This is a genomic window from Nonomuraea sp. NPDC005650, from assembly GCF_040605375.1.
Lineage (GTDB): Bacteria > Actinomycetota > Actinomycetes > Streptosporangiales > Streptosporangiaceae > Nonomuraea.
In genome coordinates this window covers 165,004-190,264 of record NZ_JBEXCR010000025.1, presented here as the reverse complement: position 1 = coordinate 190,264, position 25,261 = coordinate 165,004, and the positions used below count along the sequence as shown (strand labels likewise).

General features: G+C 70.6%; 26 protein-coding genes and 1 pseudogene. 14 read left to right on the top strand and 13 right to left on the bottom strand.

Annotated elements, in window-relative coordinates:
* From ABZS69_RS38160 to ABZS69_RS38105, 12 genes are all read left to right on the top strand, one after another.
* On the top strand, positions 1 to 369 hold the full coding sequence (locus ABZS69_RS38160) for a hypothetical protein (RefSeq protein ID WP_355380715.1): 369 nt from the start codon (positions 1 to 3) through the stop codon (positions 367 to 369).
* Complete coding sequence (locus ABZS69_RS38155; RefSeq protein WP_355380713.1) at positions 360 to 1,565, top strand: DUF6395 domain-containing protein; 1,206 nt, start codon at positions 360 to 362, stop codon at positions 1,563 to 1,565. The genes ABZS69_RS38160 and ABZS69_RS38155 overlap by 10 nt, the downstream gene beginning before the upstream one ends.
* 16 nt (positions 1,566 to 1,581) lie before the next feature.
* Positions 1,582 to 2,424 carry a M55 family metallopeptidase gene (locus ABZS69_RS38150; RefSeq protein ID WP_355380711.1) on the top strand — a complete coding sequence of 281 codons (843 nt, stop codon included), beginning with the start codon at positions 1,582 to 1,584 and terminating at the stop codon, positions 2,422 to 2,424.
* 56 nt (positions 2,425 to 2,480) lie between these two features.
* Entirely contained in the window at positions 2,481 to 4,031 is a 1,551-nt protein-coding gene (locus tag ABZS69_RS38145) for an FAD-dependent oxidoreductase (RefSeq protein WP_355380709.1), read from the top strand.
* Positions 4,032 to 4,091: 60 nt separating this feature from the next.
* Positions 4,092 to 4,604 carry a YbaK/EbsC family protein gene (locus tag ABZS69_RS38140; RefSeq protein WP_355380707.1) on the top strand — a complete coding sequence of 171 codons (513 nt, stop codon included), beginning with the start codon at positions 4,092 to 4,094 and terminating at the stop codon, positions 4,602 to 4,604.
* Positions 4,605 to 4,736: 132 nt separating this feature from the next.
* On the top strand, positions 4,737 to 6,725 hold the full coding sequence (locus ABZS69_RS38135; RefSeq protein WP_355380705.1) for a serine/threonine-protein kinase: 1,989 nt from the start codon (positions 4,737 to 4,739) through the stop codon (positions 6,723 to 6,725).
* A gap of 16 nt (positions 6,726 to 6,741) precedes the next feature.
* Positions 6,742 to 8,562 (top strand): serine/threonine-protein kinase, encoded by a 1,821-nt coding sequence (locus ABZS69_RS38130; RefSeq protein WP_355380703.1) that lies wholly within the window; start codon positions 6,742 to 6,744, stop codon positions 8,560 to 8,562.
* Between the two features lie 35 nt (positions 8,563 to 8,597).
* On the top strand, positions 8,598 to 9,803 hold the full coding sequence (locus ABZS69_RS38125; RefSeq protein WP_355380701.1) for a serine/threonine-protein kinase: 1,206 nt from the start codon (positions 8,598 to 8,600) through the stop codon (positions 9,801 to 9,803).
* A 196-nt stretch (positions 9,804 to 9,999) separates the two neighbouring features.
* On the top strand, positions 10,000 to 10,779 hold the full coding sequence (locus ABZS69_RS38120) for an electron transfer flavoprotein subunit beta/FixA family protein (RefSeq protein ID WP_319713589.1): 780 nt from the start codon (positions 10,000 to 10,002) through the stop codon (positions 10,777 to 10,779).
* A 19-nt stretch (positions 10,780 to 10,798) separates the two neighbouring features.
* Positions 10,799 to 11,752, top strand: a complete 954-nt coding sequence (locus ABZS69_RS38115; RefSeq protein WP_355380699.1) for an electron transfer flavoprotein subunit alpha/FixB family protein — start codon at positions 10,799 to 10,801, stop codon at positions 11,750 to 11,752.
* A 267-nt stretch (positions 11,753 to 12,019) separates the two neighbouring features.
* Complete coding sequence (locus ABZS69_RS38110; protein ID WP_355380697.1) at positions 12,020 to 12,274, top strand: type II toxin-antitoxin system prevent-host-death family antitoxin; 255 nt, start codon at positions 12,020 to 12,022, stop codon at positions 12,272 to 12,274.
* Positions 12,268 to 12,663 carry a type II toxin-antitoxin system VapC family toxin gene (locus ABZS69_RS38105; RefSeq protein ID WP_355380695.1) on the top strand — a complete coding sequence of 132 codons (396 nt, stop codon included), beginning with the start codon at positions 12,268 to 12,270 and terminating at the stop codon, positions 12,661 to 12,663. The genes ABZS69_RS38110 and ABZS69_RS38105 overlap by 7 nt, the downstream gene beginning before the upstream one ends.
* Positions 12,664 to 12,856: 193 nt before the next feature.
* Here ABZS69_RS38105 and ABZS69_RS38100 read toward each other — a convergent pair whose 3' ends face one another.
* Complete coding sequence (locus ABZS69_RS38100; RefSeq protein ID WP_355380693.1) at positions 12,857 to 13,408, bottom strand: transposase; 552 nt, start codon at positions 13,406 to 13,408, stop codon at positions 12,857 to 12,859.
* 270 nt (positions 13,409 to 13,678) lie between these two features.
* Between ABZS69_RS38100 and ABZS69_RS38095 the strand changes: the two genes are divergently transcribed.
* Positions 13,679 to 14,068 (top strand): hypothetical protein, encoded by a 390-nt coding sequence (locus ABZS69_RS38095; protein ID WP_037743720.1) that lies wholly within the window; start codon positions 13,679 to 13,681, stop codon positions 14,066 to 14,068.
* Between the two features lie 210 nt (positions 14,069 to 14,278).
* Here ABZS69_RS38095 and ABZS69_RS38090 read toward each other — a convergent pair whose 3' ends face one another.
* From ABZS69_RS38090 to ABZS69_RS38040, 11 genes and pseudogenes are all read right to left on the bottom strand, one after another.
* Positions 14,279 to 14,845, bottom strand: a complete 567-nt coding sequence (locus ABZS69_RS38090; protein WP_355380690.1) for a S1 RNA-binding domain-containing protein — start codon at positions 14,843 to 14,845, stop codon at positions 14,279 to 14,281.
* Between the two features lie 51 nt (positions 14,846 to 14,896).
* Positions 14,897 to 15,211 (bottom strand): hypothetical protein, encoded by a 315-nt coding sequence (locus tag ABZS69_RS38085; RefSeq protein ID WP_355380688.1) that lies wholly within the window; start codon positions 15,209 to 15,211, stop codon positions 14,897 to 14,899.
* 34 nt (positions 15,212 to 15,245) lie between these two features.
* Positions 15,246 to 15,614 carry a hypothetical protein gene (locus tag ABZS69_RS38080; protein ID WP_355380686.1) on the bottom strand — a complete coding sequence of 123 codons (369 nt, stop codon included), beginning with the start codon at positions 15,612 to 15,614 and terminating at the stop codon, positions 15,246 to 15,248.
* Positions 15,615 to 15,676: 62 nt separating this feature from the next.
* Positions 15,677 to 16,498 (bottom strand): AraC family transcriptional regulator, encoded by an 822-nt coding sequence (locus ABZS69_RS38075; protein WP_355380684.1) that lies wholly within the window; start codon positions 16,496 to 16,498, stop codon positions 15,677 to 15,679.
* Between the two features lie 31 nt (positions 16,499 to 16,529).
* Positions 16,530 to 17,966 (bottom strand): HAMP domain-containing sensor histidine kinase, encoded by a 1,437-nt coding sequence (locus ABZS69_RS38070; protein WP_355380682.1) that lies wholly within the window; start codon positions 17,964 to 17,966, stop codon positions 16,530 to 16,532.
* The gene (locus tag ABZS69_RS38065) at positions 17,963 to 18,664 is read right to left on the bottom strand and encodes a response regulator transcription factor (RefSeq protein ID WP_355380680.1); all 702 of its coding nucleotides are present in this window, start codon (positions 18,662 to 18,664) and stop codon (positions 17,963 to 17,965) included. The genes ABZS69_RS38070 and ABZS69_RS38065 overlap by 4 nt, the downstream gene beginning before the upstream one ends.
* A gap of 27 nt (positions 18,665 to 18,691) precedes the next feature.
* Entirely contained in the window at positions 18,692 to 19,456 is a 765-nt protein-coding gene (locus ABZS69_RS38060) for a hypothetical protein (protein ID WP_355380678.1), read from the bottom strand.
* A pseudogene (locus ABZS69_RS38055) lies at positions 19,453 to 20,351 on the bottom strand (ATP-binding cassette domain-containing protein). Before ABZS69_RS38055 ends, ABZS69_RS38060 begins: the two are co-directional and overlap by 4 nt.
* Before the next feature lie 119 nt (positions 20,352 to 20,470).
* Positions 20,471 to 20,968, bottom strand: coding sequence for an HIT family protein (locus ABZS69_RS38050; protein ID WP_355380676.1), 498 nt, complete (start codon positions 20,966 to 20,968; stop codon positions 20,471 to 20,473).
* Between the two features lie 37 nt (positions 20,969 to 21,005).
* Positions 21,006 to 22,202, bottom strand: coding sequence for an MFS transporter (locus ABZS69_RS38045; RefSeq protein WP_355380674.1), 1,197 nt, complete (start codon positions 22,200 to 22,202; stop codon positions 21,006 to 21,008).
* A 218-nt stretch (positions 22,203 to 22,420) separates the two neighbouring features.
* On the bottom strand, positions 22,421 to 22,933 hold the full coding sequence (locus ABZS69_RS38040; protein ID WP_355380672.1) for a TetR/AcrR family transcriptional regulator: 513 nt from the start codon (positions 22,931 to 22,933) through the stop codon (positions 22,421 to 22,423).
* Between the two features lie 53 nt (positions 22,934 to 22,986).
* Here ABZS69_RS38040 and ABZS69_RS38035 point away from each other — a divergent pair, with 53 nt between their 5' ends.
* Positions 22,987 to 24,150 (top strand): cysteine desulfurase family protein, encoded by a 1,164-nt coding sequence (locus tag ABZS69_RS38035; RefSeq protein WP_355380670.1) that lies wholly within the window; start codon positions 22,987 to 22,989, stop codon positions 24,148 to 24,150.
* 2 nt (positions 24,151 to 24,152) lie between these two features.
* Here the strand turns inward: ABZS69_RS38035 and ABZS69_RS38030 are convergent, their stop codons facing one another.
* Positions 24,153 to 25,196, bottom strand: a complete 1,044-nt coding sequence (locus ABZS69_RS38030) for a DUF695 domain-containing protein (RefSeq protein WP_355380668.1) — start codon at positions 25,194 to 25,196, stop codon at positions 24,153 to 24,155.
* Positions 25,197 to 25,261: the final 65 nt, after the last annotated feature.

The following is a 25,261-nucleotide window of genomic DNA, read 5'->3' as shown; positions in this document are numbered from 1 at the left end:
ATGATGCGCGTCCTGGTCCCTGCGCGGCTCCGGAAGGCCGTGCGTACGTGGTTCGACTCCCGCTACATCTCCATTTCCGACCACCGTCAGGACATCAGGGACGCGCTCTGGGAGGTGCAGACGCTCCGCCGGGAGATGGCCACCCTCCAGAGCGAGGTGGAGCGGCTCAGGAACGCCCGACCGCCCGCGGGCGGCCCCGGGATCGGGAAGGCCGACAAGGCGCGGCTCGACGACGCCCACCGGCTCGCCCAGGAGACGGCGAAGGCGCTGGACGGCGTGCTCCAGAACGAGGTCCTGGTCTGGCAGGCCATCGACGACCTCCGCGCCGGGCGCGCTTCCGGGCAGCCGGGGGAGCAGCCGTGCGCGTGACCTGGACCGGCACGAGCCTGACCTTCCGCCTCGACACGGAGGACGAGATCACGGGCAAGGCCTCCGACGAGCATCCCATCAAGCTGGCCACCAACTCGTGCTCCATCGGCGGCGTCCCCGGCGACGCCCACCCCGACCTCTTCGCCGTCGCCGCCTGGACGGTCGTGGCGCCGTGGACCAGGAAGCGCGTCTCCTTCGACCGCGCCATCTCGGCGGACCTCGCCGACGCCCTGCACTCCGGATGGGGCGTCGAGGCCGGGCCGGTGGGGGCCGAGCCCCGCCGCCCCGGGGCCCGGCTGGCGATCTCGTACAGCGGCGGCGCGGACTCCGTGGCGGCGGCCACCGTCTTTCCGCAGGCGCCGTTCGTGCATTTCCGGCGGGTGCCGCACCCGCGCGTGCCCAACCGCTGGTCCCACTACCGGTCGGACGTGCTGGCCAAGCTGGCCGCCAAGACCGGGCGCGAGCTGAGCACGGTCACCTCCGACCTCGAGTTCACCCTGGCCGAGCCCCGTCCCGGCTATCCGGAGCACCACGCGGTCGCGTCCGGCGCGCTGCTGCTGGCCGACCAGCTGGACCTCGGCGGCCTGGGCTTCGGCTACGAGCTCGGCTCGCGCTGGCTCGGCGGGGGCCGCTACCTGTGGCGCTACACGCCCGACAACCCCATGTGGTCGCCGCACGGCAGGTGGGGCCGGCTGTTCGCCGCCGCCGGCGTGCACATCGTGCTCCCCGTCGGCGGGGTGAGCGAGGCGACCACGATGCGCCTGGCCCTCGGGTCCGACCTCAAGGACTGCGTGCGCTGGTGCCTGCGCGGCACCGACGGCCCGTGCCGTACGTGCGGGAAGTGCCTCTACAAGGAGCTCATCCAGGCCGCCGTCGAGCGCCGCCCCCTCGACACCCCCATCACCGCCGACCGCCCCGTCGCGCAGAAGTACCTCAAGAAGCCGCCGTACGGGGGGCAGGAGATGATCGAGTACGGCTTCGCCCGCGTACCCGGCATCGAGAAGACGCTGTTCGCCAAGGCGCTCGACTACTTCGACGTCTCGGAGGAGTCGACGGCCTGGCTGGACCGCTGCTACCCGCGGGCCCTGGCCGAGATCCCGGCCCAGTGGCGCGAGGAGGCCACGGCGTTCGTCGAGAAGCACGTGGGGCTCATGACGGAGGACGAGGTCCGCCGGGTGGAGACATGGGGCGCCTGATGAGGAGTGGGAACGCGTGAAGGTTTATCTGTCCGTCGACATGGAGGGCGTGACGGGGCTGACCGACCCCGAGGAGATGCACGCCGGCAAGCGCGGGTACGAGCGCGGCTGCGAGCTGATGACCGCCGACGCGAACGCCGCCATCGAGGGGGCCTTCGACGCCGGGGCGGCCAGTGTGCTGGTCAACGACGCCCACGGCTCCACGAAGAACCTCCGGATCGACCTGCTCGACCCGCGTGCCAGCCTCATCCGCGGTCCGGGCAAGGCGCAGCGGATGGCCCAGGGGCTCGACGGCTCGTTCCAGGCGGCGGGCTTCGTCGGGTACCACGCCCGCGCGGGCGTGCAGCACGGCGTGCTCAACCACACGTGGATGGGCAAGGAGATCCAGAACGTCTACCTCAACGGCGAGCTGTGCGGCGAGACCAGGCTCGTGGCGGCGTGCGCCGGGTTCCACGGGGTGCCGGTCGTGCTGGTGGCCGGGGACGAGGCGGTCGGCGAGGAGGCGCGCGACGTGCTCGGCGACGTCGAGACGGTCGCGGTGAAGAAGGGGATCGACAAGTTCTCCGCCGAGTTGCTGCCGCCGAGCGTCGCCCAGGCCAGGATCCGTGAGGGGATGGCGCGGGCGCTCAACCGGTTGAGCGACTTCACGCCTTACGTGTTGGATGCGCCGTACACGCTCGGGGTGGAGTGGAACTCCACCGCCATCGCGGCGGCCGTGGCGCTGGTCCCCGGTGTGAAGTCGGTGGGGTCGCGGCACATCGAGTTCACGACGGACGACTTCACGCAGGTCATGGCCCTGTTCGGCATCTTCGCCTCCATCGGCGGCCAGATCGCCTGCGGCAGCGGCCCGTACGGCTGACAGCGAGCCGGGCGTACGGTGCGGAGCGGTTTTACGGAGCAGGGAGGGACGGCGGCGTGGAGGGTGCGGCGCTGACCCGGCGGGGGTTGCTCGTCGGGATCGGGGCGGCGGGCGGCGCGGGCGCCATGTACGCCGCCATGGGCGCCCTCGGCCTGGCGCCGGCCGAGCAGGACAAGCGGTTCGTCGCCCCCAGGCCCGGCGACTTCGGCCTGAGCGGCAAGGGGGCGGCGAAGGTCGTGATCCTCGGGGCCGGGGTGGCGGGGCTGACGGCCGCGTACGAGCTGGGCAAGGCCGGGTACGACTGCACGCTCCTGGAGGCCAGGGACAAGGCGGGCGGACGGAACCTCACGTTGCGCCGCGGCGACCGGCTGGCCGAGCTGAACGGCCCCGCCCAGGACGTGAAGTTCGGCGAGGGCCTCTACTTCAACGCGGGCCCCGGCCGGATCGCCCCCTGGATGGTCACCCTCGACTACTGCCGCGAGCTGGGCATCCCCATCGAGACCTTCGTCAACAACAACGCCGCCGCCTATGTGCACACGAACGACCGGACGGTGCGGGCGCGCACTGCCCGCGCCGACATGTATGGATATGTCGCAGAATTACTGGCAAAAGCGACAAATGTCGGTGCGCTGGACAAAGCCGTCAGTAAAGCCGACCAGGAAACGCTGCTCGACTTTCTCCGGAGATTCGGCGACCTGGGCCCGAAGCATGAGTACGAAGGGTCCATGCGCCGCGGTTTCACGAAATATCCGGCAATCGACACCGGGACCCCTCTGAGCGCCCCGGGCACCCTCCACCAGGTCCTCGCCGCCGGCACCGGCCGGGCCATCACCAACGACTTCGGCTACGACCAGGCCACCCCCATGTTCCAGCCCGTCGGCGGCATGGACGCCATCGTCGCCAAGCTGACGGAGGCGGTCGGCCGGGACCGGATCAGGACCGGCGCCAAGGTCACCAAGATCACCAGCTTGGCGGACGGCGTCGAGGTCGTATGGGAGGGCGGCAGCATCAGGGCCGACTACTGCATCGCCGCCCTGCCGCCCCACATCCTCGCCAAGATCCCGCACAACCTCGGCGCCCAGGTCACCACCGCGCTCAGCACCCCGATCCCGGTCGCCGCCGGCAAGATCGGCCTGGAGTACGGCCGGCGCTGGTGGGAGCTGGAGGACCGCATCTACGGCGGCGTGACCGAGACCGACCTGGACATCACCCACATCTGGTACCCCTCCCACGGCTACCACTCCGAACGCGGCCTGCTCGTCGGCTACTACAACACCGAGCGGAACGCCGAGCTGTACGGAGCCCTCACCCCCGAGGACAGAAGGCGCAGAGCGCTCACCCAGGGCAAGAAGATCCACGGCGACAAGTACCGCCAGAACGTCCTGTCCAGCGTCTCCATCGCCTGGGAACGCCAGCAGCACATCCAGGGAGGCTGGGTGCGCTGGCCCGACTTTGATTCGTCCTTCACTTTTCTGCAACGCCCCGCCGGAAGGGTTTACTTCGCGGGTGACTGGCTCACCCACCTGATCGCTTGGCAGGCGGGGGCCATGGAGTCCGCCCGCGCCGCCGTCACCCAACTGCACCAGCGAGTGCTGCAGTCCGCGTGACGCCGCACGCTGCTCCCGCGGCCACCGTAGGCTCGAAGGAGGAGCGATCGAGGAGATGGGATGACATTGCACTGGGTGCCCGCCACCGACCGGATCGACCTGCTGGCCGACCCGGTCGCGCAGGCCGTGCCGGAGCTGGAGGGCGTCGAGGTGACCGAGATCGACCCCGGGCTGGCCGACACGGCGGAGTTCTGCGAGCGGTACGGCGTGACACTCGACGAGTCGGCCAACTGCGTGGTCGTGGCGGCCAAGCGGGGCGGCGAGACGCGCTACGCCGCCTGCATGGTGCTCGCGACGATGCGGGTGGACGTGAACGGGGTGGTACGCCGCCACCTGGAGGCCCGGAAGGCGAGCTTCGCGCCGATGGCCGACGCGGTCGAGCTGACCGGGATGGAATACGGCGGCATCACCCCGCTGGGCCTGCCCGCCGACTGGCCGATCCTGGTGGACACGCACGTCGCGGAGCACCCCAGAGTGGTGATCGGCAGCGGTGTGCGCAGGTCGAAACTGGCCGTGTCCGGGGCCGCGCTGGCCGGGCTGAAAGGCGCCGAGGTGCTGCCGCTGGCCGGCTGAGGGCAAACTGAAGCCGATTCGAGACCGTTGGATGGGAAACCGATGGGCCCTTTCTGGACGTTGTACGAGTGGGAATGTGGCCTCATGGTTCATCTCGTGGGCGGGGATTAAGCCGGTATGGTGCTTCATGCCATGAACGATGACCGACTAGGCCCTTACCGGCTGCTCAGGCGGCTCGGTGAAGGCGGGATGGGCGTTGTCCACCTCGCTGTCGACCCGCAGGGTCGGCAGGTGGCGGTCAAGGTCCTGCGCGGAGAGGTCGCCGGCGACGAGGTCGCCAGGCGGCGGCTTTCGCGCGAGGTCGAGACGATGCGGCGGGTGCGCAGCAAATACATCGCCGAGGTGCTCGACGCCGATGTCACCGGTCATCGGCCCTACATCGTCACCCGATACGTGCCCGGCCGTCCGCTCGACGAGATCGTCAAGGACGACGGGCCCCTCGATCTGCCCTCGCTGGTCAAGGTCGCGCACGGGGTGGCCGCCGCGCTGTCCTCCGTGCACTCGGTGGGCGTGATCCACCGCGACCTCAAGCCGGGCAACGTGCTGATCCTCGACGGCGAGCCCGTCCTGATCGACTTCGGCATCGCCCAGGCGGTCGACGCGACGCGGCTGACGCAGACCGGCATGTTCATCGGCACGCCCGGCTACCTCGCGCCCGAGATCATCGAGGGCCAGGAGGCGGGGCCGGAGGTCGACGTCCACGCGTGGGCGGGCACGCTGCTGTTCGCCGCCACCGGCCTGCCGCCCTTCGGCAAGGGCACGCTGGAGATGATCTTCTACAACATCACCGCGGGCAAGGCCGACGTGAGCGCCGCGCCGGCGACGTTGCAGCCGCTGCTGAAGGCCGCGTTCCAGCGCAACCCCAACAAGCGGCCCAAGGCGGCCGAGCTGGCCGAGCAGACCGCCCGGATGCTGCCGAAGACGCCGAGCGCCTCGCCCGACGAGATCTCGACCGTTCCCCGGCCGACCGAGCCTCCGCGCCCCACCGAGCGCCCGGCCGAGCCTCCGCGCCCGACCGAGCCTCCGCATGTGCAGGACAGGCCGCCGTACGACGTGTCCACGCCGCCGGTGACGCCCAAGCGGCTGCTGGAGTCCCAGGAGCAGCCGGCCCCGCCGCCGCAGGACCAGCAGTACGTCTCGCTCCTGCCCAACCAGCCGGACCCGTGGCCGACCCGCAGGGTGACGCCGGAGGAGCTGCGGCGCATCCAGCGCGAGAGCGGCCTGACCCCGCCGCCTTGGCAGCCGCAGCAGCCGGTCAACAACCACGGCCACGTGGCCCCGCCGGGCGAGGGCGACGTGCCCACCCGACGGGTTCGCCCGGACTCGCCCGACTACGGGCGGATCCACACGCCGGTTCCGAACGCCCAGGTGCCGAACGCGGGTCCCGACGTGCCCGACTACGCCCGGCCCGCGCCGAACCCGGTCCAGCCGCCCCCGTACATCCCGCCGCAGTACCCGCAGCCCGACGCGAGCACCAAGCGGGAGCCGTACATCCCGTCGGTCCCGCCGGGCAAGATGCTGCAGCGCTCCAAGGCGTACGGCGTGGCCGGCGCGATGCTGCTCATCCTGATGATCGTGGCGGCCGTGATCGCGCCCGTGCTGGTCGCGGTCGTGGCGGTCCCGGCCGCGATCCTGCTGCGCGCGGCCGACCTGGCCCAGCCCCAGCTGACGGCCCGCAGGGCCGCGGGGGCCGCCGCGCTCGACGTGGTCAGGGTGCTCGCCTTCCCGCAGGCGCTGGCCAAGTCGGTGGGCATCACGCTCGCACTCGTGCTGTACGCGCTCATCCTGGGCCTGCCGGTGACGCTGCTGCTCACCGTGGTGGCCAGGATGGACCCGACCAACGCCCTGGCCTGGGGCGCCGCGGTCGCGCTGTGGACCGTCTGCGCGGGCCCCGGAGTGGAGGGTCCTGGCAAACAAATGCGCAGAACTCTCTCATCGCTCGTACCCTCGAGGGCAGCGGCGATGGTGATGGCGGGGGCTCTGGCGGTGGCCGCCGGGCTCTCGCTGATCCTCGCCGCCGGCACGTTCGGGGACAAGCCTAGGGGGGCCGTATGGACTCCGCTGAACGTCAATCCAGTGGTCAGGTTGCTAGACGGGCTAAGGGGGAATCCCGGGGGATGACGCGGGGAAGGTGGCGATGAGCACCCAAGCACCAGAGCGCCTCGGCCCTTACCGGCTGGTCAGGAAGATCGGCGAAGGCGGCATGGGGGTCGTCCACCTCGGTCTCGACGGCGAGGGCCGCGAGGTCGCCATCAAGGTGCTGCACCCGCACGTGGCCGCCGACCTCAAGGCGCGCGACCGCCTGACCCGCGAGGTCGAGACGATGCGGCGGGTCCGCAGCCCGCACGTCGCCGAGGTGATCGACGCCGAGCTCGTGGGCGGCCAGCCGTACGTCGTGACCCGCTTCGCCCCAGGGCGCACGCTGGAGGACACCGTCCTGGCCGACGGTCCCCTGGAGGCGCGCGAGGTCATCAGGCTCACCCAGGGCCTCTGCCAGGCGCTGGTGGCCATCCACGCGGCCGACGTGATCCACCGCGACTTCAAGCCGTCCAACGTCATGCTGGTCAACGGCGAGCCACTGGTCATCGACTTCGGCATCGCCCACCTGGTGAACGCGACCAGGCTGACCCAGACGGGCATGTTCGTCGGCACGCCGGGCTATCTGGCTCCCGAGATCATCCGCGACTCCGAGATCACCCAGGCGGCCGACGTGCACGCGCTGGCCTCGACGGTGTTCTTCGCCGCGACGGGGGCGCCGCCGTTCGGCACGGGGACGTTCGAGGCGGTCTGCTTCAACATCATGGAAGGGCGGGCGCAGATCGACAAGGCGCCCGCGTGGTTGCGCGGCTGGCTCGGCAGGGCGCTGCAGGTCGATCCCGCCTCCCGGCCCGGCGCGCACGAGCTGCTGCGGATGGCCAGGGCGCTCGACCCGGCGGTGACCACCTTCAACGAGACCTCCTTCGACGGGCCGACCGGCACCAAGCGCTTGGGCGGCGGCACGCGGGTCATGGACTCGTACTCCGACCTGCTGCCGCCGGTCGAGTACGGCAAGACCGCGCCGCCCCCGCCCAGGGAGGAACGACCGTACCGGGAGGAACGGCCGCCGCCGCGCAGGGAGGAGCGGCCATACCGGGAGGAGCGGCCGCCGCCCTATGTGCCCGCGCCCGTCGCGGCCGGGCCGCCGGTGCCGCGCACCGACCAGCGGGTCGCGGGCTACCCGGCGCCGCCGCCCACATCGCCGTCGCAGGTCAGGCCCTATACGCCGCCGCCCCAGTACACCCCGCCGTCCGAGCGGAAGAGATACCTGTTCGGCAGCCAGATCGTGGGCCTGCTCCTGCTGGTCACGCTGGTGGCGCTGACCGTCATGATGCCGGTCATGTTCGGCGCGATCGCCGTCGCGCTCGCGCTGGTGCTGCGGCTCGGCGAATACCTGTTCGGCGACCTGGTCAAGCGGCGCCAGATGCGCGGGAGCAGCTCGGCGGACCCGCTGCTGGCGGTGGTCGGCACGCCCTGGGCGCTGGTCAAGTCGGCTCTCGTGACGGCCGTGCACGTGCCGCTGGCACTGCTGTTCGGCCTGTGCGTCTGGGGCCTGCTCTACTGGGTGGGCGGGATGGACGTCAACGAGGCGGCCTCGTTCGCGGCGGGCGCCTTCGCGGCGGGCCTGTTCGTGCTGCCGGGCGGCGGCGCGCCGCGCATGGCCGTCACCCGTACGCTCACCGGCGTGCTGCGCAGCCCCGGTGCGGCGCTGGTCGCGGTCGTGCTGGTGGGCACGGCGGCGCTGTTCGCGGTGATGTTCGCGCTGGGGCAGGACCCCTCGTGGTACCCGTGGCGCGCGCCGAAGTCGGTCATCAACGAGCTGGCGAGCAACGCCCAGCAGAGCACGATCGGCCTGATCACCGGAATGATCGACAGCCTGCTCAGCGACCTCGGGCTGGGGTTCCTGACTCCCTGGTCCTGAGTGTCCGCATGGGCTCTCGGGGGGAGAGATGAGATATGAGCGAGCGCCTCGGCCCGTATGAGCTTCTTTCCAAGCTCGGGGCGGGCGGGTTCGGCGAGGTGCATCTGGCCCTCGACGCCGAGGGCCGTACGGTCGCGGTCAAGGTGCTCCACCCCCACGTCACCGCCGACGGCGGGGCGCTGGCCCGGCTGGGGCGCGAGGTGGAGACCATGCGCCGGGTCGGCGGGCCGCACGTGGCGGAGGTGCTCGACGCCTCGCTCGACGGCGCCCGGCCCTATCTCGTGACCCGCTACGTCCAGGGCCGCCCGCTCAGCGCCGTGCCCGTGCCCGTCGCCGACCTGCGCAGGCTGGCCGCCGGGCTGGCCGACGCGCTGCTCGCCATGCACGAGGCCGGCGTGGTGCACCGCGATCTCAAACCGGCCAACGTGATGATGACCGAGGGCGAGCCCGTCGTCATCGACTTCGGCATCGCCAGCGCGCTCGACTCGCTGTCGGTCACGGCCTCCGGCGCCGTCGTGGGCACGCCCGGCTATCTGGCCCCCGAGGTGCTGGAGGGCAAGAGCGCGGGCATGGAGGCCGACGTGTTCTCCTTCGGGGCGACGCTGGCGTACGCGGCGACCGGGCGGCAGCCGTACGGGCAGGGGCCCGCGTCCGCGGTGGCGTACCGGGTCGTGCACCATTCGCCCGATCTGGAGGACGTCCCCGAGTGGCTGGCGCCGCTGTTACGCGAGTGCCTGTCCACCGACCCGGCCGCGCGGCCGACGGCCGCACAGCTCTGCGCCAGGCTGGGGGTCGAGCCGGTCTCCCACGTACGCGACGTCCGGCCCCGGGCGGTGAGCCTTGCCGACGACACGGCCACGAGGGAGTGGCGACTGGGCAAGCGGGGGCCGCGCAGGTCGGTGGAGGAGTCCAGGGCCAGGCACCGGGAGAAGGTACGCAGGCGCTGGCTGATCGGCTCGGGGCTGTTCGTGTCGCTGCTGGCCGCCGCCGCCCGGGAGCCGCTGCCCGAGGTGGCGCTGTTCCTGCTGGCGGCGTACGCGCTGGCCGTGGTGGCCGACGCAGGGGTGGCGCTGTTCTCGAAAGGCCTGTTCCGGCGCAGCCGCATGATCGCGGACCTGGTCAGTGTGGCGGGGGCCGTGGGACTGTGCTTCGGGCTGGCGGCGGTGTTCAGCACGTTCACGCTGGCGCTGTTCGCGGGTACGGCACTCGTGGTGGGGATCGTGTTCCTGCTGTCAGCCTAGACCGAACATAGTTCTGTATAGTGGGTAGCTGCGGGTTTGCAGTTAAGCTACCCACGGGTAACATGACTCGCGAAAGCTAGGGCAGACCCTCTGTCAGTGGCCCGGGTGGGCACCTGGCAGTCTGGACAGCATTGCATTCGGCGCCCGCCGCAACGAGGCGGTGGCGCACGCGAACACGGGAGGTCGGCCACCGGCCATGAACATCGTCGTCTGCGTGAAGCAGGTCCCCGACACTGCGACCGAGCGCAAGCTGCGGTCCGATGACAAGACGCTCGACCGCGACGCCGTCGACGGCGTGGTCAACGAGCTTGACGAGTACGCGGTCGAGGAGGCGCTGCGGCTCAAGGAGGCTCACGGTGGTGAGGTGACCGTGCTCACCATGGGCCCGGGCAAGGCCACCGAGACCATCCGCAAGGCCCTGGCCATGGGCGCCGACAAGGCCGTCCACCTCAGTGACGACGCGCTGCACGGCTCGGACGCGCTGTCCACCTCGTACGCGATGGCGCAGGTGCTCAAGAAGATCGGGTTCGACCTGGTCATCCTGGGCTCCGAGTCCACCGACGCGCGCACCGGCGTGCTCGCGGCGATGCTGGCCGAGCGCCTCGGCACCCCGCAGCTCACGCTGGCCAACAAGGTCGACGTCGAGGGCTCCTCGATCGCGATCCAGCGCATCACCGACTACGGCTTCGACAAGGTCGAGGCCACGCTGCCGGCCGTCGTCTCCGTCGTCGAGAAGATCAACGAGCCGCGCTACCCGTCGTTCAAGGGCATCATGGCCGCGAAGAAGAAGCCGGTCGAGACGCTGGCCATCGGCGACGCCTCCATCGACGCAGCCCAGGTGGGCCTGGCCGCCGCGTGGTCCTCGGTCGTCGACTTCGCCGCCGCCCCGCCGCGCGCGGCCGGCACGATCGTCAAGGACGAGGGCGACGGTGGCGCGAAGGCCGCCGACTACCTCGCGTCCAAGAAGTTCATCTGAGAACGGGAGTTTTGCTGAAATGTCGGAGATTCTCGTTCTCGTCGAGCAGGTCGAAGGCGAGGTCAAGAAGGTCACGCTGGAGCTGCTGACCCTGGCCCGCTCGCTCGGCACCCCGTCCGCCGTCTGGGCGGGCCCCGGCCTCACCGCCGAGGCCAAGGCCAGGCTCGCCGAGTACGGCGCTGACAAGATCTACGTCGCCCCGTCGAGCGACATCGTCGAGTACGTGGTCGCGCCCAAGGCCGAACTGCTCGCCCAGCTCGTCGCCGCCAAGTCCCCGGCCGCCGTGCTCGTGGCCGCCACCTCGGAGGGCAAGGAGGTCGCCGGGCGCCTGGCCGTCAAGACCGACTCCGGCGTCATCACCGACGCCGTGGGTCTGGGCGACGGCTTCGTGGCCGACCAGTCCATCTTCGGTGGCGGCGTCAACGTGCAGTCCAAGGTGAGCAAGGGCACGCCGATCGTCGCCGTACGCCCCAACTCGACCGCCCCCGAGCCTTCCCCCGCCGCCGGCGCCGAGGAGGAGGTGTCGGTCACCCTGTCCGACGCCGCCAAGGCGGCCCGCATCGTCGAGCGGGTCAAGCAGGAGAAGGGCGCCCGCCCGGAGCTGACCGAGGCCGCGATCGTGGTCTCCGGCGGTCGCGGCGTCGGGTCCGCCGAGAACTTCTCGATCATCGAGGGCCTGGCCGACTCGCTCGGCGCCGCCGTCGGCGCCTCCCGCGCCGCCACGGACGCTGGCTGGTACCCGCACCAGTTCCAGGTGGGTCAGACCGGTAAGACGGTGTCGCCGCAGCTCTACATCGCGGCGGGCATCTCGGGCGCCATCCAGCACCGGGCCGGCATGCAGACGGCCAAGACGATCGTCGCGATCAACAAGGACCCGGAGGCCCCGATCTTCGAGCTGGCCGACTACGGCGTGGTGGGCGACCTCCACCAGGTCGTGCCGCAGCTCACCGAGGAGATCAACAAGCGCAAGTAGGTGCCGAGGGGAAGGCATGGTCTGCGCGCTGTAGCGCTCAGGCTGTGACATTGGGGGGCGCGGCCCCCCAAACCCCCGGTTTCAAAGGCATGGTCCTCGCGGTGGGGGCGCTTCGCGCCGGGGCTCGGGCTGTGACATTGGGGGGCGCGGCCCCCCAAACCCCCGCCCAAAACCTGCTTCGCCGATTCGTCAGCTGATTGCGTTCTCTGGGGCAGGCACAGATGGAGAAGGTTGCTACGGTCGTAGCTAGTCACCTACAGTTGTGGCATGACCGCCATCCCTGCCCGGGAGCTGCGCAACAACACCGCTGACGTGCTGCGGCGCGTTGAGTCCGGTGAGGAGATTGAAGTTCTCCGAGACAATCGACCGGTTGCGAAGATCATTCCGATCTCTCGTCGTCGCCGCTGGATTTCTGCGGTGGAAATCGGTGCCGAACTGACTCGACTCGGTGCCGATACGACCGGTCTGGCGGATGAACTACGCGACACTCTCATCGAGACGACGGACGATCTGCCGTGGTAGAACGCAAGCGAGCGTTGGCTGACACGTCGATCTTCATCGGATTGGAAGCAGCGCGCTTCGATGCCAGTCGGTTCGCGGACTATGCGTGGGGGGTGTCGGTGGTGACGCTCGGTGAGCTCAGGCTTGGGGTACTCCAGTCTCGCGATCCCGACACTTCCGCCCGCCGCCTCAACACATACCAACTCGCCGAACGCTTCGAGCCGATCGCGATCGACGAGGCGGTCTCCAACGCGTGGGCCTTGTTGGTTTCCCACCTCCGGGCCGCTGGACGCAAGGTGCCCATCAATGACAGCTGGATCGCCGCCACGGCCATCGCACACCAGGTTCCTGTCGTCACGCAGGATTCGGACTACGACGAGATGCCGGGCGTCGAGGTCATCAAGCTGTGACACTGGGGTGCGGCCTTAAGTCTTCGGCGTCAAGGCGCGGTCCTCGCGGTGGGGGCGCTTCGCGCCCGGGGCTAGGGCAGTGACTTTGGCAGGCGATGCGCAGGCCTATCCCCGTGGAGGCTGAAGCATGGCCTCGTGGCCGGTCTGCCCAGAGTGACGTGACGATCGCCACTAGATGATCTATTCCATGGGGTCAGTGATCGTAGGCGATCAGTGAGCGTAGGACGGTTTGTCCGGTGGCGTTGTTGTGCCAGATCGCGGCGGTCAGCGCGAGAATGCGTTGCATGACGCGGGCCATGACACCTCCGGGTGTGCGCCCTCGGTGCCGTTCGAGGTCAAGCTGTCCCTTGAAGGTCTCGTTGATCGATTCGATGACCTGTCGCAGCGGCTTGAACAGGGCTGCGCCAGGCCGTTCCCGTTCACCTTTACGGGCAGGCCGCAGCAACTGGACTCCATGCTCGGACAGTTCACGTTCGAAACCACGGCCGAAGTAGTTCTTGTCGCCGATGAGAGTCTGTCGGGGGCGCTCTCGCAGAAGCTCGCATTCGGCTGCCAGGAGGTCAAGGAGGGTCTCGCGTTCGTCGGCCTTGGCTCCGGTCAGGGCGAAGGCGATGGGCAGGTCCTGAAGGGTGCAGACCAGGTGCAGGCGCAGGTCCCAGAAGAAGCGGCTGTGGCTGGCGCAGTAGCCGTATTCGGCCCAACCTGCCAGGTCGGAGCGTTTGACGGTCTCGCGGGAGCGGCGCATTCCACCGGGGTGGAGTCCACGCCCCATACGTCGTCGCTCCACACCGAGGTGGTGGTGGCGAGGGTGACCAGTTCGGCATCGCTCAGGCGGGGCGTAATGCCGACCAGCGGGCGCCACGGCGCCAGGTCGGGATGCTCCTCCAGCATGTCGTCGATCGTCACATAGAGTGCTGTCGCGAGGGTGTCCACGTCGTTCGTCACAAAACGATCTTGGACACCCTCGTTCTCGTCTCCGCAGGCACCCCTTGGACCACACCACCAGGAGGAACCGGTGTCATACCCGCAACTGCTCACCCCCGAGGAGAAGCTCGCCGACGCGAAGAAGCTGTTGAGCCTCCCGCGTATCGTCGTGATCTGCGGCTCCACCCGCTTCATGACCGAGATGAACGAGGCCGATCTGCGAGAGACCAAAGCCGGAAAGATTGTCGTCAAACCGGGCTGTGACATGAAGTCGCCGCACGAACTTTGGTCCGATCCTGTCGAGGCCGAGGCGCTGAAGGTTCGACTCGACGATCTGCACCGGGCGAAGATCCGGCTCGCTGATGAGGTGCTCGTAGTCGGCGACTACATCGGAGACAGCACCCGAGCCGAAATCGCCTACGCCCGGTCGCTGGGCAAGCCCGTGCGGTTCACGCACCCCGAAGTCGACCCTGACGCCTGACCGCCCGCTGCCACCTCGACAACCAGGGCCGGCAGCCCGCCGCCTGACCGTCTCGCGGTGGCTTCGGCCGCCGCCCACCCCACACCCTCCGCAGGCATCCCTTGGAATTGATCATCTAGTGCTTTGACCGGGTTGGGGGGTATGTCTCCCTTTGCCGAGCAGGCATTCAGGAACGCTGACGCAAGGGAACTATCACGGGACGCGGAGGAATCATCGCTGGTCGGATAGGCCTTGTCGTCGGGAGAGGGAGATCCTGCGCCGTTCTCGGTCGATTTCGGTGACGACGACCGTGATCTCGTCGCCGACCTGGACGACATCTGACGGGGCCTCCACGGGCGTCCAGGCGAGCTCTCTCAGGTGGACCAGTCCCACGAGTCCGTCGGCGATCTGGACGAAGACGCCGAACGGGACCAGCTTGGTAACCCGGCCGTACAGCTTCTCTCCCACAGCGATGCCGTCGGCGAGTGCCTGGAAGGGATCCGGCTGAGTCGCCCGCAAGGACAACCTGGCTTCCAGATTCCAGGTGTCGAACTGGAGGAACTCGCATGAGACGCGCTGTCCGACATGCACGACGTCGGAGACCGCTTCGACGTGCCGCCAGGACAGTTCGGGAATGGTGATGAATCCGACACCAGAGAAGAACGGGTGGTCGGGGCCGTCGTCCAACGCCACGAACACGCCGAACGGTTCGATCGCTGTGACGGTGCCGGAAAGGATTTCGCCGAGGTGCAGTGATTCCAGGAACGCCCAGAGTTCTGGGTACTCAGACGGTTGCATTATGCTCCCAGCCTTTCACGAGGAGCTGCGCCTGGGTGGCGCGTCAGAGGACTACTTCTCGTGCAGGCTCTCGATTTCGGCGGCCAGCACGGCCATGTCGCGCACGTGCGTGTAGTACTTGGTCGCGTACTCGTCGTCGATTGCCGGGAGGACCTTCTCGAACACCGACGTCAGCCGCGTCAGGCCCGCGCGGTGCCGTTCGCTGAGCGAGCCTTCGAGGACGCCTGCGGCGTAGCCGTAGGCGTCCGCATCGAGCATCACCATGTCCTGGTCCTCGATGTCCAGGCCGCGGAAACCGGGTGGGAACGGCCTGGCCATGTGCTCGGCCATCATCCGCGAGAGCGCGTCGAGCTTCTCTTCGAACATGCGGGAGATCCTGCCAGTCCCTGAGTGCGGCGCGTCAGCGGATCGGATGTCCCGGCACCCAAACGCGCACGTCGAAGTGCAGGACACGGGGGTCCGAGTCCAGCAGGGTCGCGCGGGCGGACGGGGTGACGCGTTCGCGGGCGTGGTCCGCGCCCGCGAACATCTCAACCGTGTCCAGGGAGTCGAACAACGTGATGGTCGTCAGCTCCATGGCTTCCACATCATGGCGGGCCAGGAGGCACGCACCGCGGAAGCCGGGCAGCCCGCGCAGGTCGTGGATCACCTCCGACTCGAACACCTGCTGATATCTGCCGGTCGCCGCGGTGCCGGTGGTCCTGGCGCGCCATACTCGGGCGATCATGATCGGCTCGTTCTCCTTCGCCGTACGAGGATCGGACGTCACCGAGTCTTGACTCCGTCGTACGGTCGCCGCTTGAAGATTCTTGCCCGAACGGGGGCACGTCGTCAGCGCGGCGGCACCGCGAGCAGGCGGCGCACGGCCACCGGTGGCATGCCGCATTCCTCGCGGACCGTGCGCGTCAGATGGGCGTGATCGGCGAAGCCGAGGTCGGCGGCGAGGGCGGCCAGATCGTCGTGGCCCGCCTCGATGGCCTGGAGCGCGCGCATGGTGCGGAGGCGGTTGCGGTACGCCGTCAGGGTCATCCCCGTCTCCTGGTGGAAGGCGCGGCTCAGGCGATAGGGCGACCAGGCGACGGTCTGGGCCAGTTCGCGCAGGGAGGCGGTCAGATCGTCGGCGATGAGCGCGCGTACCGACTCGACCATGGCCCTCCGCCGCGCCAGCGTGGCCGCCCGGCCGCGGGCCTGGGTCTGGTGCGTGCCGGCCTGGGCCGTGAGCAGGTCGCCCACGAGGTCGATCACCAGCTCGGCGAGTTCCGGGGACTCCGCGCCCTGCCCGGCTCGTGACACCAGCAGCCGATGTGCGAGGGCGAGCCTGCCGTTGACCGGCAACGCGGTGGTGTTCGGTGGCTCGTCACCCGTCAGCTCGCGCATCAGGCCGGGTGAGCAGGTCACGGCCGTGCAGCTGTCGTCGATCCCGGGACGGTGGGCGATGCTCAGCTCCTGGCCCGCGCCGCCGAGGTAGGCCAGCGCGGGATCGGCCAGCAGGAGCTGATCGTCCACCCGGGCCCGGAAGGTGCCACTTCGCACCAGCACCACCCGGTACGCCGCCGTCACCTCGGGCGGTGACCACGCCGCGCTCTCGGCCCGGATCTTGACCCGCTCCAGTGAGAACCCGTCTCCTGCCGCGATGTGCGTCACCGTCCGCATGCCACAACGCTACTCGGGGCTCAGCCGGGCATCAGCTGGAGTCGGCGGCCGGGAGTCGGACCTGGAAGGCCGCGCCCCGGCCCGGCGAGGAGCGGACCTCCACCCGGCCCCCGTGGGCCGTGACGATGGAGCGGACGATCGCCAGGCCGAGCCCGGCACCCCCCGTCGTCCGGGTGCGAGAACTGTCCGCCCGGTAGAACCGGTCGAACACCCTGGCCGCCTCCTCGGCATCGAGTCCCGGCCCCTCGTCCTCTATCACGAGCACCGCCTCCGCCCCCTCCGTTCCGACGCCGATGCGTACCGGCGTGCTCGGCGGAGTGTGGGTGATGGCGTTGCCGACGAGATTGCTGACCACCTGCCGAAGGCGGGCCTCGTCCCCCAGCACGGGCGCGGACGCCGCCGGGCCGCCGGAAGGGCCGGTGAAGGTGACGGGCCTGGACGGGGCGAGCGCGGCGAAGTCGTGGCGGGCGTCGGCGGCCAGCGTACGCAGGTCCATGGGGGTGAGGTCGAGTCCGGGCCCGTCGCTCTCGTCGAGGCCGGCGAGCAGCAGCAGATCCTCCACCAGCCGGGCCAGGCGGCCCGACTCGCTCTCGATGCGGGCCAGCGCGGGCCCCGCCTCGGTGCCGCCCATGCGGTAAAGCTCCGAGAAGCCCTTGATGCCGAACAGCGGGGTGCGCAGCTCGTGGCTGACGTCCGCCACGAACGTGCGCATCCTGGCCTCCGACTCCACCTTCGCCGCGACGCCCTGCTCGATCTGGGCCAGCATCTTGTTCAGCGAACGGGCCAGCCTGCCCACCTCGGTGGACCGGCCGGCCGGTTCGGGCACGCGCCTGGTCAGGTCGCCGTCGGCGATGGCCGCCGCCGTCTCCTCCACCCGGCGCAGCGGCGACAGCCCGGCCCTGATGGCGACCCCGCCCACGAGCGCGAGCACGCCGAGCAGGACGGCGCCGGTGAGGAGGCAGGCCACCCGGAGGCGGTCGACCGTGGACCGCATCTCGTCGAGCGAGACCGCCGCCACGATCGCGGTGTGTTCGGCCGGGCCGAGGCCGTTCGTGCCGACGCGGGGGAGCGCCACCGCCCGCCACTCCTCGCCGTTCGTGCCGCTCACCGTGAACGGCTGCCCGGCGCGGGTCGCCACCGCGGCGCCGTCGAGTTTGGGCAGCGCGGGCCCGGCGAGGTCCCCGAGTTCGCGCAGGACGGACCCGTCCGCCGCCAGGTAGGCCACGAACCCCTTCCCCATCAGGTCGAACTGCCCGGCCGGGATCGGGGCGCGCGACAGCTTGACGACCAGGTCCGGCGGGATGGCGGACGCCGCCTTGCCCATCGGCTCCAGCTGGGCGTCGATGCGCGTCATGAGCTGGGTCTCCAACTGTTGCAGCACCACCGAGCTGATCACTACCAGGCCGACTGCCAGCAGCGCGACCGCGATGGCCAGCAGGCGGGCGGCCAGCGACAGCCGGCCGATCATGGCTTGGGCCTGCGCAGGACGTAGCCGACGCCGTGGACGGTGTGGATCAGCTTGGGCTCGCCGGTGTCGAGCTTGCGCCGCAGGTAGCTCACGTACGTGTCCACGATGCTCGTGTCGCCGGCGAAGTCGTAGCGCCACACCTGCTCCAGGATCTGGGACTTGGGCAGCACCCGCCCGGCGTTGAGCACCAGGTGGAGCAGGAGCCGGAACTCCGTGGGCGACAGCCGTACCGGCCGTCCCGCCCTGCTGACCTGGTGGCCGTCGGGATCGACTTCGAGGTCCCCGACCACCAGCGTGGACTCGTCGGGGGTCGCGCCCGTGCGGCGGAGGATGGCCCTGATGCGGGCCAGCAGCTCCTCCAGGTCGAACGGCTTGGTCACGTAGTCGTCGCCGCCCAGCCGCAGCCCGTTGATCTTGTCGGCCGTGGCGTCGCGTGCCGTGAGGAACAGCACCGGCACCGGACCGGGCCGCCCGCCGCCCCTGGGCAGGCTCCGCAGCCGACGGATCACCTCGAACCCATCGAGATCGGGCAGCATGACATCGAGGAGGACCAGGTCCGGCGGGTCGCGCCTGGCCGACTCCAGCGCCTGCGCGCCGCTGTCCGCCGAGCTCACCGTGAAGCCGGCGAACCTCAGCGTCGCGGAGAGCAGCTCCTTGACGGTGGGCTCGTCGTCGACCACGAGCAGCCGTTCTCCCACGAGAGGCACCTCCCCGATCCAGCGTAGTCAGGCGTCGCGGTTCTTGAGCTGGACGTACGCGCCTGTCAGCAGGACCGTCACGAACCCGGCCAGCAGCCCGAACCCCACTGCCTCCGGCAGCTCGGACTTCCCGGAGACGGCCTGAAGCGCGGCCATGCTCGGCCAGTAGACGCCGATGAGATCGCGCAGGAAGCCGGGCGAGGCCCCGGCCATGACGGGAAGCAGGAGGAAGGCGGTGCTGACGTTAACGGCGGGGGCGGTGCCGCGCAGGAGGACGCCCAGCGACAGGCCGAACAGCGCCAGGAGCGTCAGCACGAGCGGCCCGAGCAGCAGCAGCCGCAGCGCGGCGGGATCGGCCGGCATGACGGACGGCGCCCCGCCCGCGGACAGCGTCAGCTGGCTCGTCACGAACATCAGCCACACCGCGGCCACGCTCACCGGCAGCGCGGCCAGCACGGTCATCCCGCACTTGGCCGCCAGCAGCCGGCCGCGGCCGCTCACGGCGGCCAGGCTGGCCCGCATCGTGCCGGAACCGTACTCGGAGGAGGCCACCAGCACGCCCAGCGCCGCCACCAGGAGCTGCACGATGAACATCCCGCGCATGCCCAGGTCCAGCGGCTGGAAGTCCAGCCGCTCCTGCGCCGTGGCCGTGGCGTACTCCTTGGCGGCCGTGCTGCTGAACAGCCACCCCAGCAGCGCCGCGACGCCGGCGGTCGCCAGTGACAGCACCATGGTGGACCGGATGCTGCTGAACTTGGTCCACTCCGCCCTCAGCACCCCCGCGTCGATCATCGCGCCACCCCGTACTCGACGCTCTCCCGGGTGAGCTCCATGAACGTCTCCTCCAGTGACGCACGGCGCGGGGCCAGCTCGAACAGCGGCACGCCCTCGGCCGCCGCCAGCCGCCCGACGTCGGGCGCCGTCATGCCGGTGACCAGCAGTTCGTCGCCGCCGCCGGGCTGGACGTGGGCCCCGGACAGCTCCAGGCGCCGGGCGAAGGAGGCGGCGTCAGGCGTGCGTACGACCACCGCCGCCCCGCCCTCGGTGAAGTCGCCGATGTCGCCCTCCGCGATGAGCCGGCCCTTGCCGATCACCACGAGGCGGTCCGCCGTCAGCGCCATCTCGCTCATCAGGTGGCTGGACACCAGCACCGTGCGCCCTTCCGCGGCCAGCCCGCGGATGAGCGTGCGGATCCACCGGACGCCTTCGGGGTCCAGGCCGTTGACCGGCTCGTCGAGCATCAGCACCGGCGGGTCCCCCAGCAGGGCCGCGGCGATGCCCAGCCGCTGCCCCATGCCCAGCGAGAACCCGCCCGCCTCCTGCCCGCCACCGCCGTGAGCCCGACCAGGTCGAGCACCTCGGCGACGCGGAGGTCGGGGATGGCGTTCGTCTGGGCGAGGTAGAGCAGGTGCTTGTACGCGCTGCGCCTCGGGTGCACGGCCTGCGCCTCCAGCACCGAGCCGATCTCGCGCAGCGGGTGGCGCAGCTCGTGGTGGGCGCGACCGTTGATCGTGGCGGTGCCGGAGGTGGGCAGGTCGAGGCCGAGGATCATGCGCATCGTGGTGGTCTTGCCGGCGCCGTTCGGGCCCAGGAAGCCCGTGACGAGGCCCGGCCGTACCGTGAAGGTGAGATCGTCCACGGCGAGCACGTCGCCGTGGCGTTTGGTCAGTCCGTCGAGCTGGATCATGGGCCCAGCGTGCGGCGGGCGGTTGGAGGAGTTCTGAGGAGTCTGTGAGTTCTCTGTGAGCCGGGGCGGCCCCACGTGGGCCTGTGCGGTGTCGCCCGCGGCAGATCCACAGAGAACTCTTAGGAGAGCGCCCGCCTGACGCGGGCGGCCAGCTCCTCCGCCTGCGCCCGCGTCCAGGGGATGAGGCCGTTCTCGGACATGAGCGCGTGGTACTGCTGCTTCTCGTACGGGGTGCCCGGCGGGAGCGGGGCCACGTGCCAGTGCAGGTGCGCGTTGCCCTGCTGGCTGCCGAGGGAGAGCAGGTACGTGCGCTCCGACGGCACGACCGCCTCGACGGCCAGCGCCACCTTCCTGACCACGCGCATGAGGGCGAGGTAGGCGTCCTCGTCGAGGTCGCGTACGACGTGCTCGACGTGCCGCTTCGGGCTCACCAGGAGGTAGCCGGGCAGAGTGGGGTAACCCGAGAGGAAGGCGAGGTGGTGCTCGTCCTCATAGACGATCTGCTCGTGGGTGTAGGCCGGGTCACCGGCGACTATGGCGCAGATGAAGCACGGGCTCGACTTCACGCGGGCCTCGTACGCCTGGACGTCGAAGGGCACGTTCCTTTCAAGATCCATCCCACGATGATGCCACCCACCGGAACGGTGACAAATGTCAGGCCGCGACCTCGGCGGGCTCGCGGTCCGCGAGCGGGACGGCCGGGGCGATCGCGGCCGGCTCGCCGCGGGGGAGGAGGCGGGAGGCGGCGGCGATCAGCACGCCCAGGACGACCCCGATGCCGAGCGCGGTACGCAGCGACGTGGCGTCCGACATGAAGCCGATCACGACGGGCCCGAGCAGCAGACCGGCGTACCCCATGGCGCCGGCCTGGGCGATCGCCGGTCCCGGGGCGTCGGTCGCGGTGCCCGCCAGCGACAGCGTCAGCGGCGAGATCGTCGCCACGCCGAGCCCGACGAAGAACATCGCGAACACCGCCACCAGCGCCGCCGGCGCCAGCAGCACCACCGCGAAGAACCCGGCCGTCGCCACCCCGGAGACGGTCAGCATCCCCCGGACGCCGAACCTGGTCCGCAGCCGGTCACCGGTGAGCCTGGCGATCAGCATGCCCGCCTCGAACACCGGGTAGCCGAGGGCGGCCAGCGCCTCGGGAGCGCCCAGTTCGTCACGCATGTAGAGACCGTTCCAGTCGGCGACCGTGCCCTCGACCATGAACGCGAAGAACATGATCGTGCCCAGCAGGTAGACGATCGGCGGCATGCGCCGGCGCGCCGCCGTCGCGGCCTCGGCCACCGGGGGCTCGGGCAGGTACGTACGGCCGATCACGACCATGACGGGCAGCGAGACCAGGCCGATCAGCGCCACGTTGGCGGTGAACGGCAGCCCCACGGCGATCGCCAGGCTGCCCAGCGCGCCCGCCGAGATGGCGCCCACGCACCAGCCCGCGTGCATGCCGTTCATCAGCGGCCGCCCGTACGCCTGCTCGACCGTGGAGCCCTGGGCGTTCATGGCCACGTCCACGGTGCCGAACGCCATGCCGAAGAACGCCACGGCCACCAGGAGCAACGGGAGGTTCGGGGCGAAGGCCACGGCCACGAGTCCCAGCGCGGTGAGCGGCCCGCCGATCCGCAGCACCGCCCTGCTGCCCGCACGGGCCATGATCCGGCGCATGGACTGCATGGTCAGCAGCGCGCCCAGACCCCACACGAGCAGGACCGCGCCGATCGTCGACTCGGACAGGCCGAGCTTGTCGGTCATCGCCGGAATACGCACCGTCATGGTGCCCACCATCAGTCCGGCCAGTACAAACGTCAGGACCGCCCCGTAGCGGGCGCCTCTCAGCGCGCGGGTCATGACTTAACACCTCACAAATTTCCGCACTATTTCGCCATATTCATGTCTCGCCGCCACGGCTCGACCGGGGAGTGGGCACGCTCGGCCGTTCTGCCCGAGCGGCGCGCGCAGGATCCTGCCCTCGACGGCGTACGTCGGGCAGGGGCAGGTGGTCCAGCAGGCCGGAAGACGTGGTCGCAGGGCGCCGCGCACCGGGCGCGCGCCGAAGGGGCGGGGGCTCAGGAAGGGGGTAGGAGCAGGGCTTTCATCCGGGTCTCAAGAGCCCGGAGGTCGTCCTCGGTGTTCAGCTCCGGGTCGTGGCTGGCCACGTCCCAGAGCCCCTCACACGCCAGCCGGACGATCTGCGAGGCCCGCGGATCCGGCTCCTCGCCCAGCCCCTCGCGATGCCAGCGGGCCATCGCCTCGCGCAGCGGCGCGAGCAGGAAGAGGTTGCCCGAAGCGCCCGTGACCACGGCCCATCGTCGCAGCCGCCCGGAGCGGACGGCTGCCAGCGTGGCGTGCAGGTAGCGCTCGGTGTAGGTCTCGCCGGGCTGCGCGGCCATGAGCTGGTCGAAGTCCTCGATCAGGCGCTCCACCATGCCCTTGATCAGGGCCTCTTTGGTGCCGTAGTGGTAGAGCAGCCCGCCCTTGCTGACGCCCGCCCGGTCCGCCACGGCGGCCAGGGTGAGCGCGGACGAGCCCTGATCGCAGAGGAGGTCCTCCGCCGCGTCCAATAGCTCGTCTCTTCGCATGCCGCTACTGTACCGTCCGGACGGTACAGTAGCAAACGAGATACGCTGATCGGGTGACCACACCGTCGGCCTATCTTGATCATGCGGCGACCACGCCCATGCTGCCCGAGGCGATCGAGGCCATGACGGAGCAGTTGAAACGCGTCGGCAACGCCTCCTCGCTGCACGCGGCGGGCCGCCGGACGCGGCGGGTGGTCGAGGAGGCGCGCGAGACGATCGCCGACGCGCTCGGCGCGCGGCCCAGCGAGGTCGTGTTCACCTCGGGCGGCACCGAGGCCGACAACCTCGCGATCAAGGGCCTCTACTGGTCGCGCCGCCCCCGGCGGCGCGTGCTGATCAGCTCCGTGGAGCATCACGCCGCGCTCGACCCCGCCCACTGGCTGGCCGACAGCCAGGGTGCCGAGGTCGACCTGCTCGACGTCGACGCCTACGGCCGGGTCCACCCCGAGACGCTGCGCGCGGCCATCGAGCGCGACCCCGACGACGTGGCCATGATCAGCATCATGTGGGCCAACAACGAGGTCGGCACGGTCCAGCCGATCCACGTGCTGGCGGCCATCGCCCACGACCACGGCATCCCGTTCCACACCGACGCGGTGCAGGCGGTGGGGCAGTTGCCCGTGTCGTTCTCGGGCTCGGGGGTCGACGCGCTCACGCTGACCGGCCACAAGGTCGGCGGCCCGATGGGGGCCGGCGCGCTGCTGCTGGCCAGGGGGCTGACGCCGGTCTCCGTGCAGCACGGCGGAGGCCAGGAGCGCGACGTGCGCTCCGGCACGCTCGACGCGCCCGCCATCGCCGGGCTGGCCGCCGCCGTCGGCGCCGCCGTCAAGGAGCAGGAGGCCCTGGCCCGCCGCCTGACGTCGCTGCGCGACGAGCTCATCCAGCGCGTCCGCCAGGCCGTCCCCGACGTGGTGCTCAACGGCGATCCGGCCGGCCGGCTGCCCGGCAACGCCCACTTCTCCTTCCCCGGCTGCGAGGGAGACGCGCTGCTCATGCTGCTCGATGCCAAGGGGGTGGAGTGCTCCACGGGGTCGGCGTGTTCGGCGGGCGTGGCGCAGCCGTCCCACGTGCTGCTGGCCATGGGGGCCGAGGCGGCGGCGGCGCGGGGCTCGCTCAGGTTCACGCTGGGCCACACCTCGACCCGCGACGACGTCGACCGCCTGATCGAGGTGCTCCCGGCCGCGGTCGAGCGGGCCCGCCGGGCCGGTCTCAGCTGACGTCAGGTCAGGAAGGCCACCACGGCGGACCAGGACGGGTCGGCGGCCACGTCCACCCGGGGCTCGCCCTCCTCCCAGCTCACGATCAGCTCCTTGGCGTGGATCGCCGCGTCGCCGGTCGGGTCGGCGTACACGTGGATGATCCGATGCCCCTCGGCGCTCATGTGCGCGGCCAGCACCGCGTCGTCGCGCAGCTTGAGCAGCCGCGCGGCCAGCCGCTCCTCGAAGTCGCGCAGCGCCGTCAGCGAGTCGCCGACCGGCAGGCCGTTCTCGTCGCGGTGCGTGTACGGCAGCGTGATCGCGATGTGCTGGTCGAACAGCGGATAGTCCACCGGCCGCAGCGGGTGGCGGGCCGTGGCGACCAGCGCCGCGCCGCCGCCGGTCTGCCCTTCGAGCAGCACCCACTCCTCCTCGGTGTAGCCCGAGGCCACGTCGGCGACCACGGCCGGTAGGTGGGCGGCGGCCACGGAGTCGATCGGCTGGAACGTGGCGGGCGTGATCTCCCCGACCCACCTGGCCACGTCGTCCTCGCCGAGCAGCCAGTCGAGGGCCAGCAGCGTGGCCTCCATCCTGGTGTCCTCGTCCAGCTCGCCGAAGATCGGGTGGTACGCGGACACGTCGACCCGCGGCTGGTCCCTCGGCACCCGCAGCCCCAGCATCAGCTTGTCGAGCGCGAACTCGAAGCCCCCGACGTCCAGCGTCAGATCCATGGCCTGCGGATTGGCCTGCCGCGACGGGTGGTATTCCCACAGCATGTCGGACGGCGGCGCGGCCTTGGCCCAGCGGTGGGCGAGCGAGCGCAGCTCGGGGTCGCCCGCCGCGGTCACCACCAGGGCGTGCGCGGCCTCCTTGCCCGGGGCCACCTCCCAGACCAGGCTCGGGTGGATCTCGGCGACCGCCGGGGCGAGCCGCTCCTCCAGCCCTTCGACGTCGCCCTTTGCGACCAGGGAGTCGAGCCCCGGCCTGGACTCCTGCCACCACGCCCAGAATTCGGCGATCCCGTCGCCGGCCTCTTCGTCTGCGCCCTTGCGCCCGAACAGTCGCATGGCCTGAATACTCGCAGACCCCGGCCATGGTCGCGCACTCCCTCGCGGACAGTACGCTGGAACGG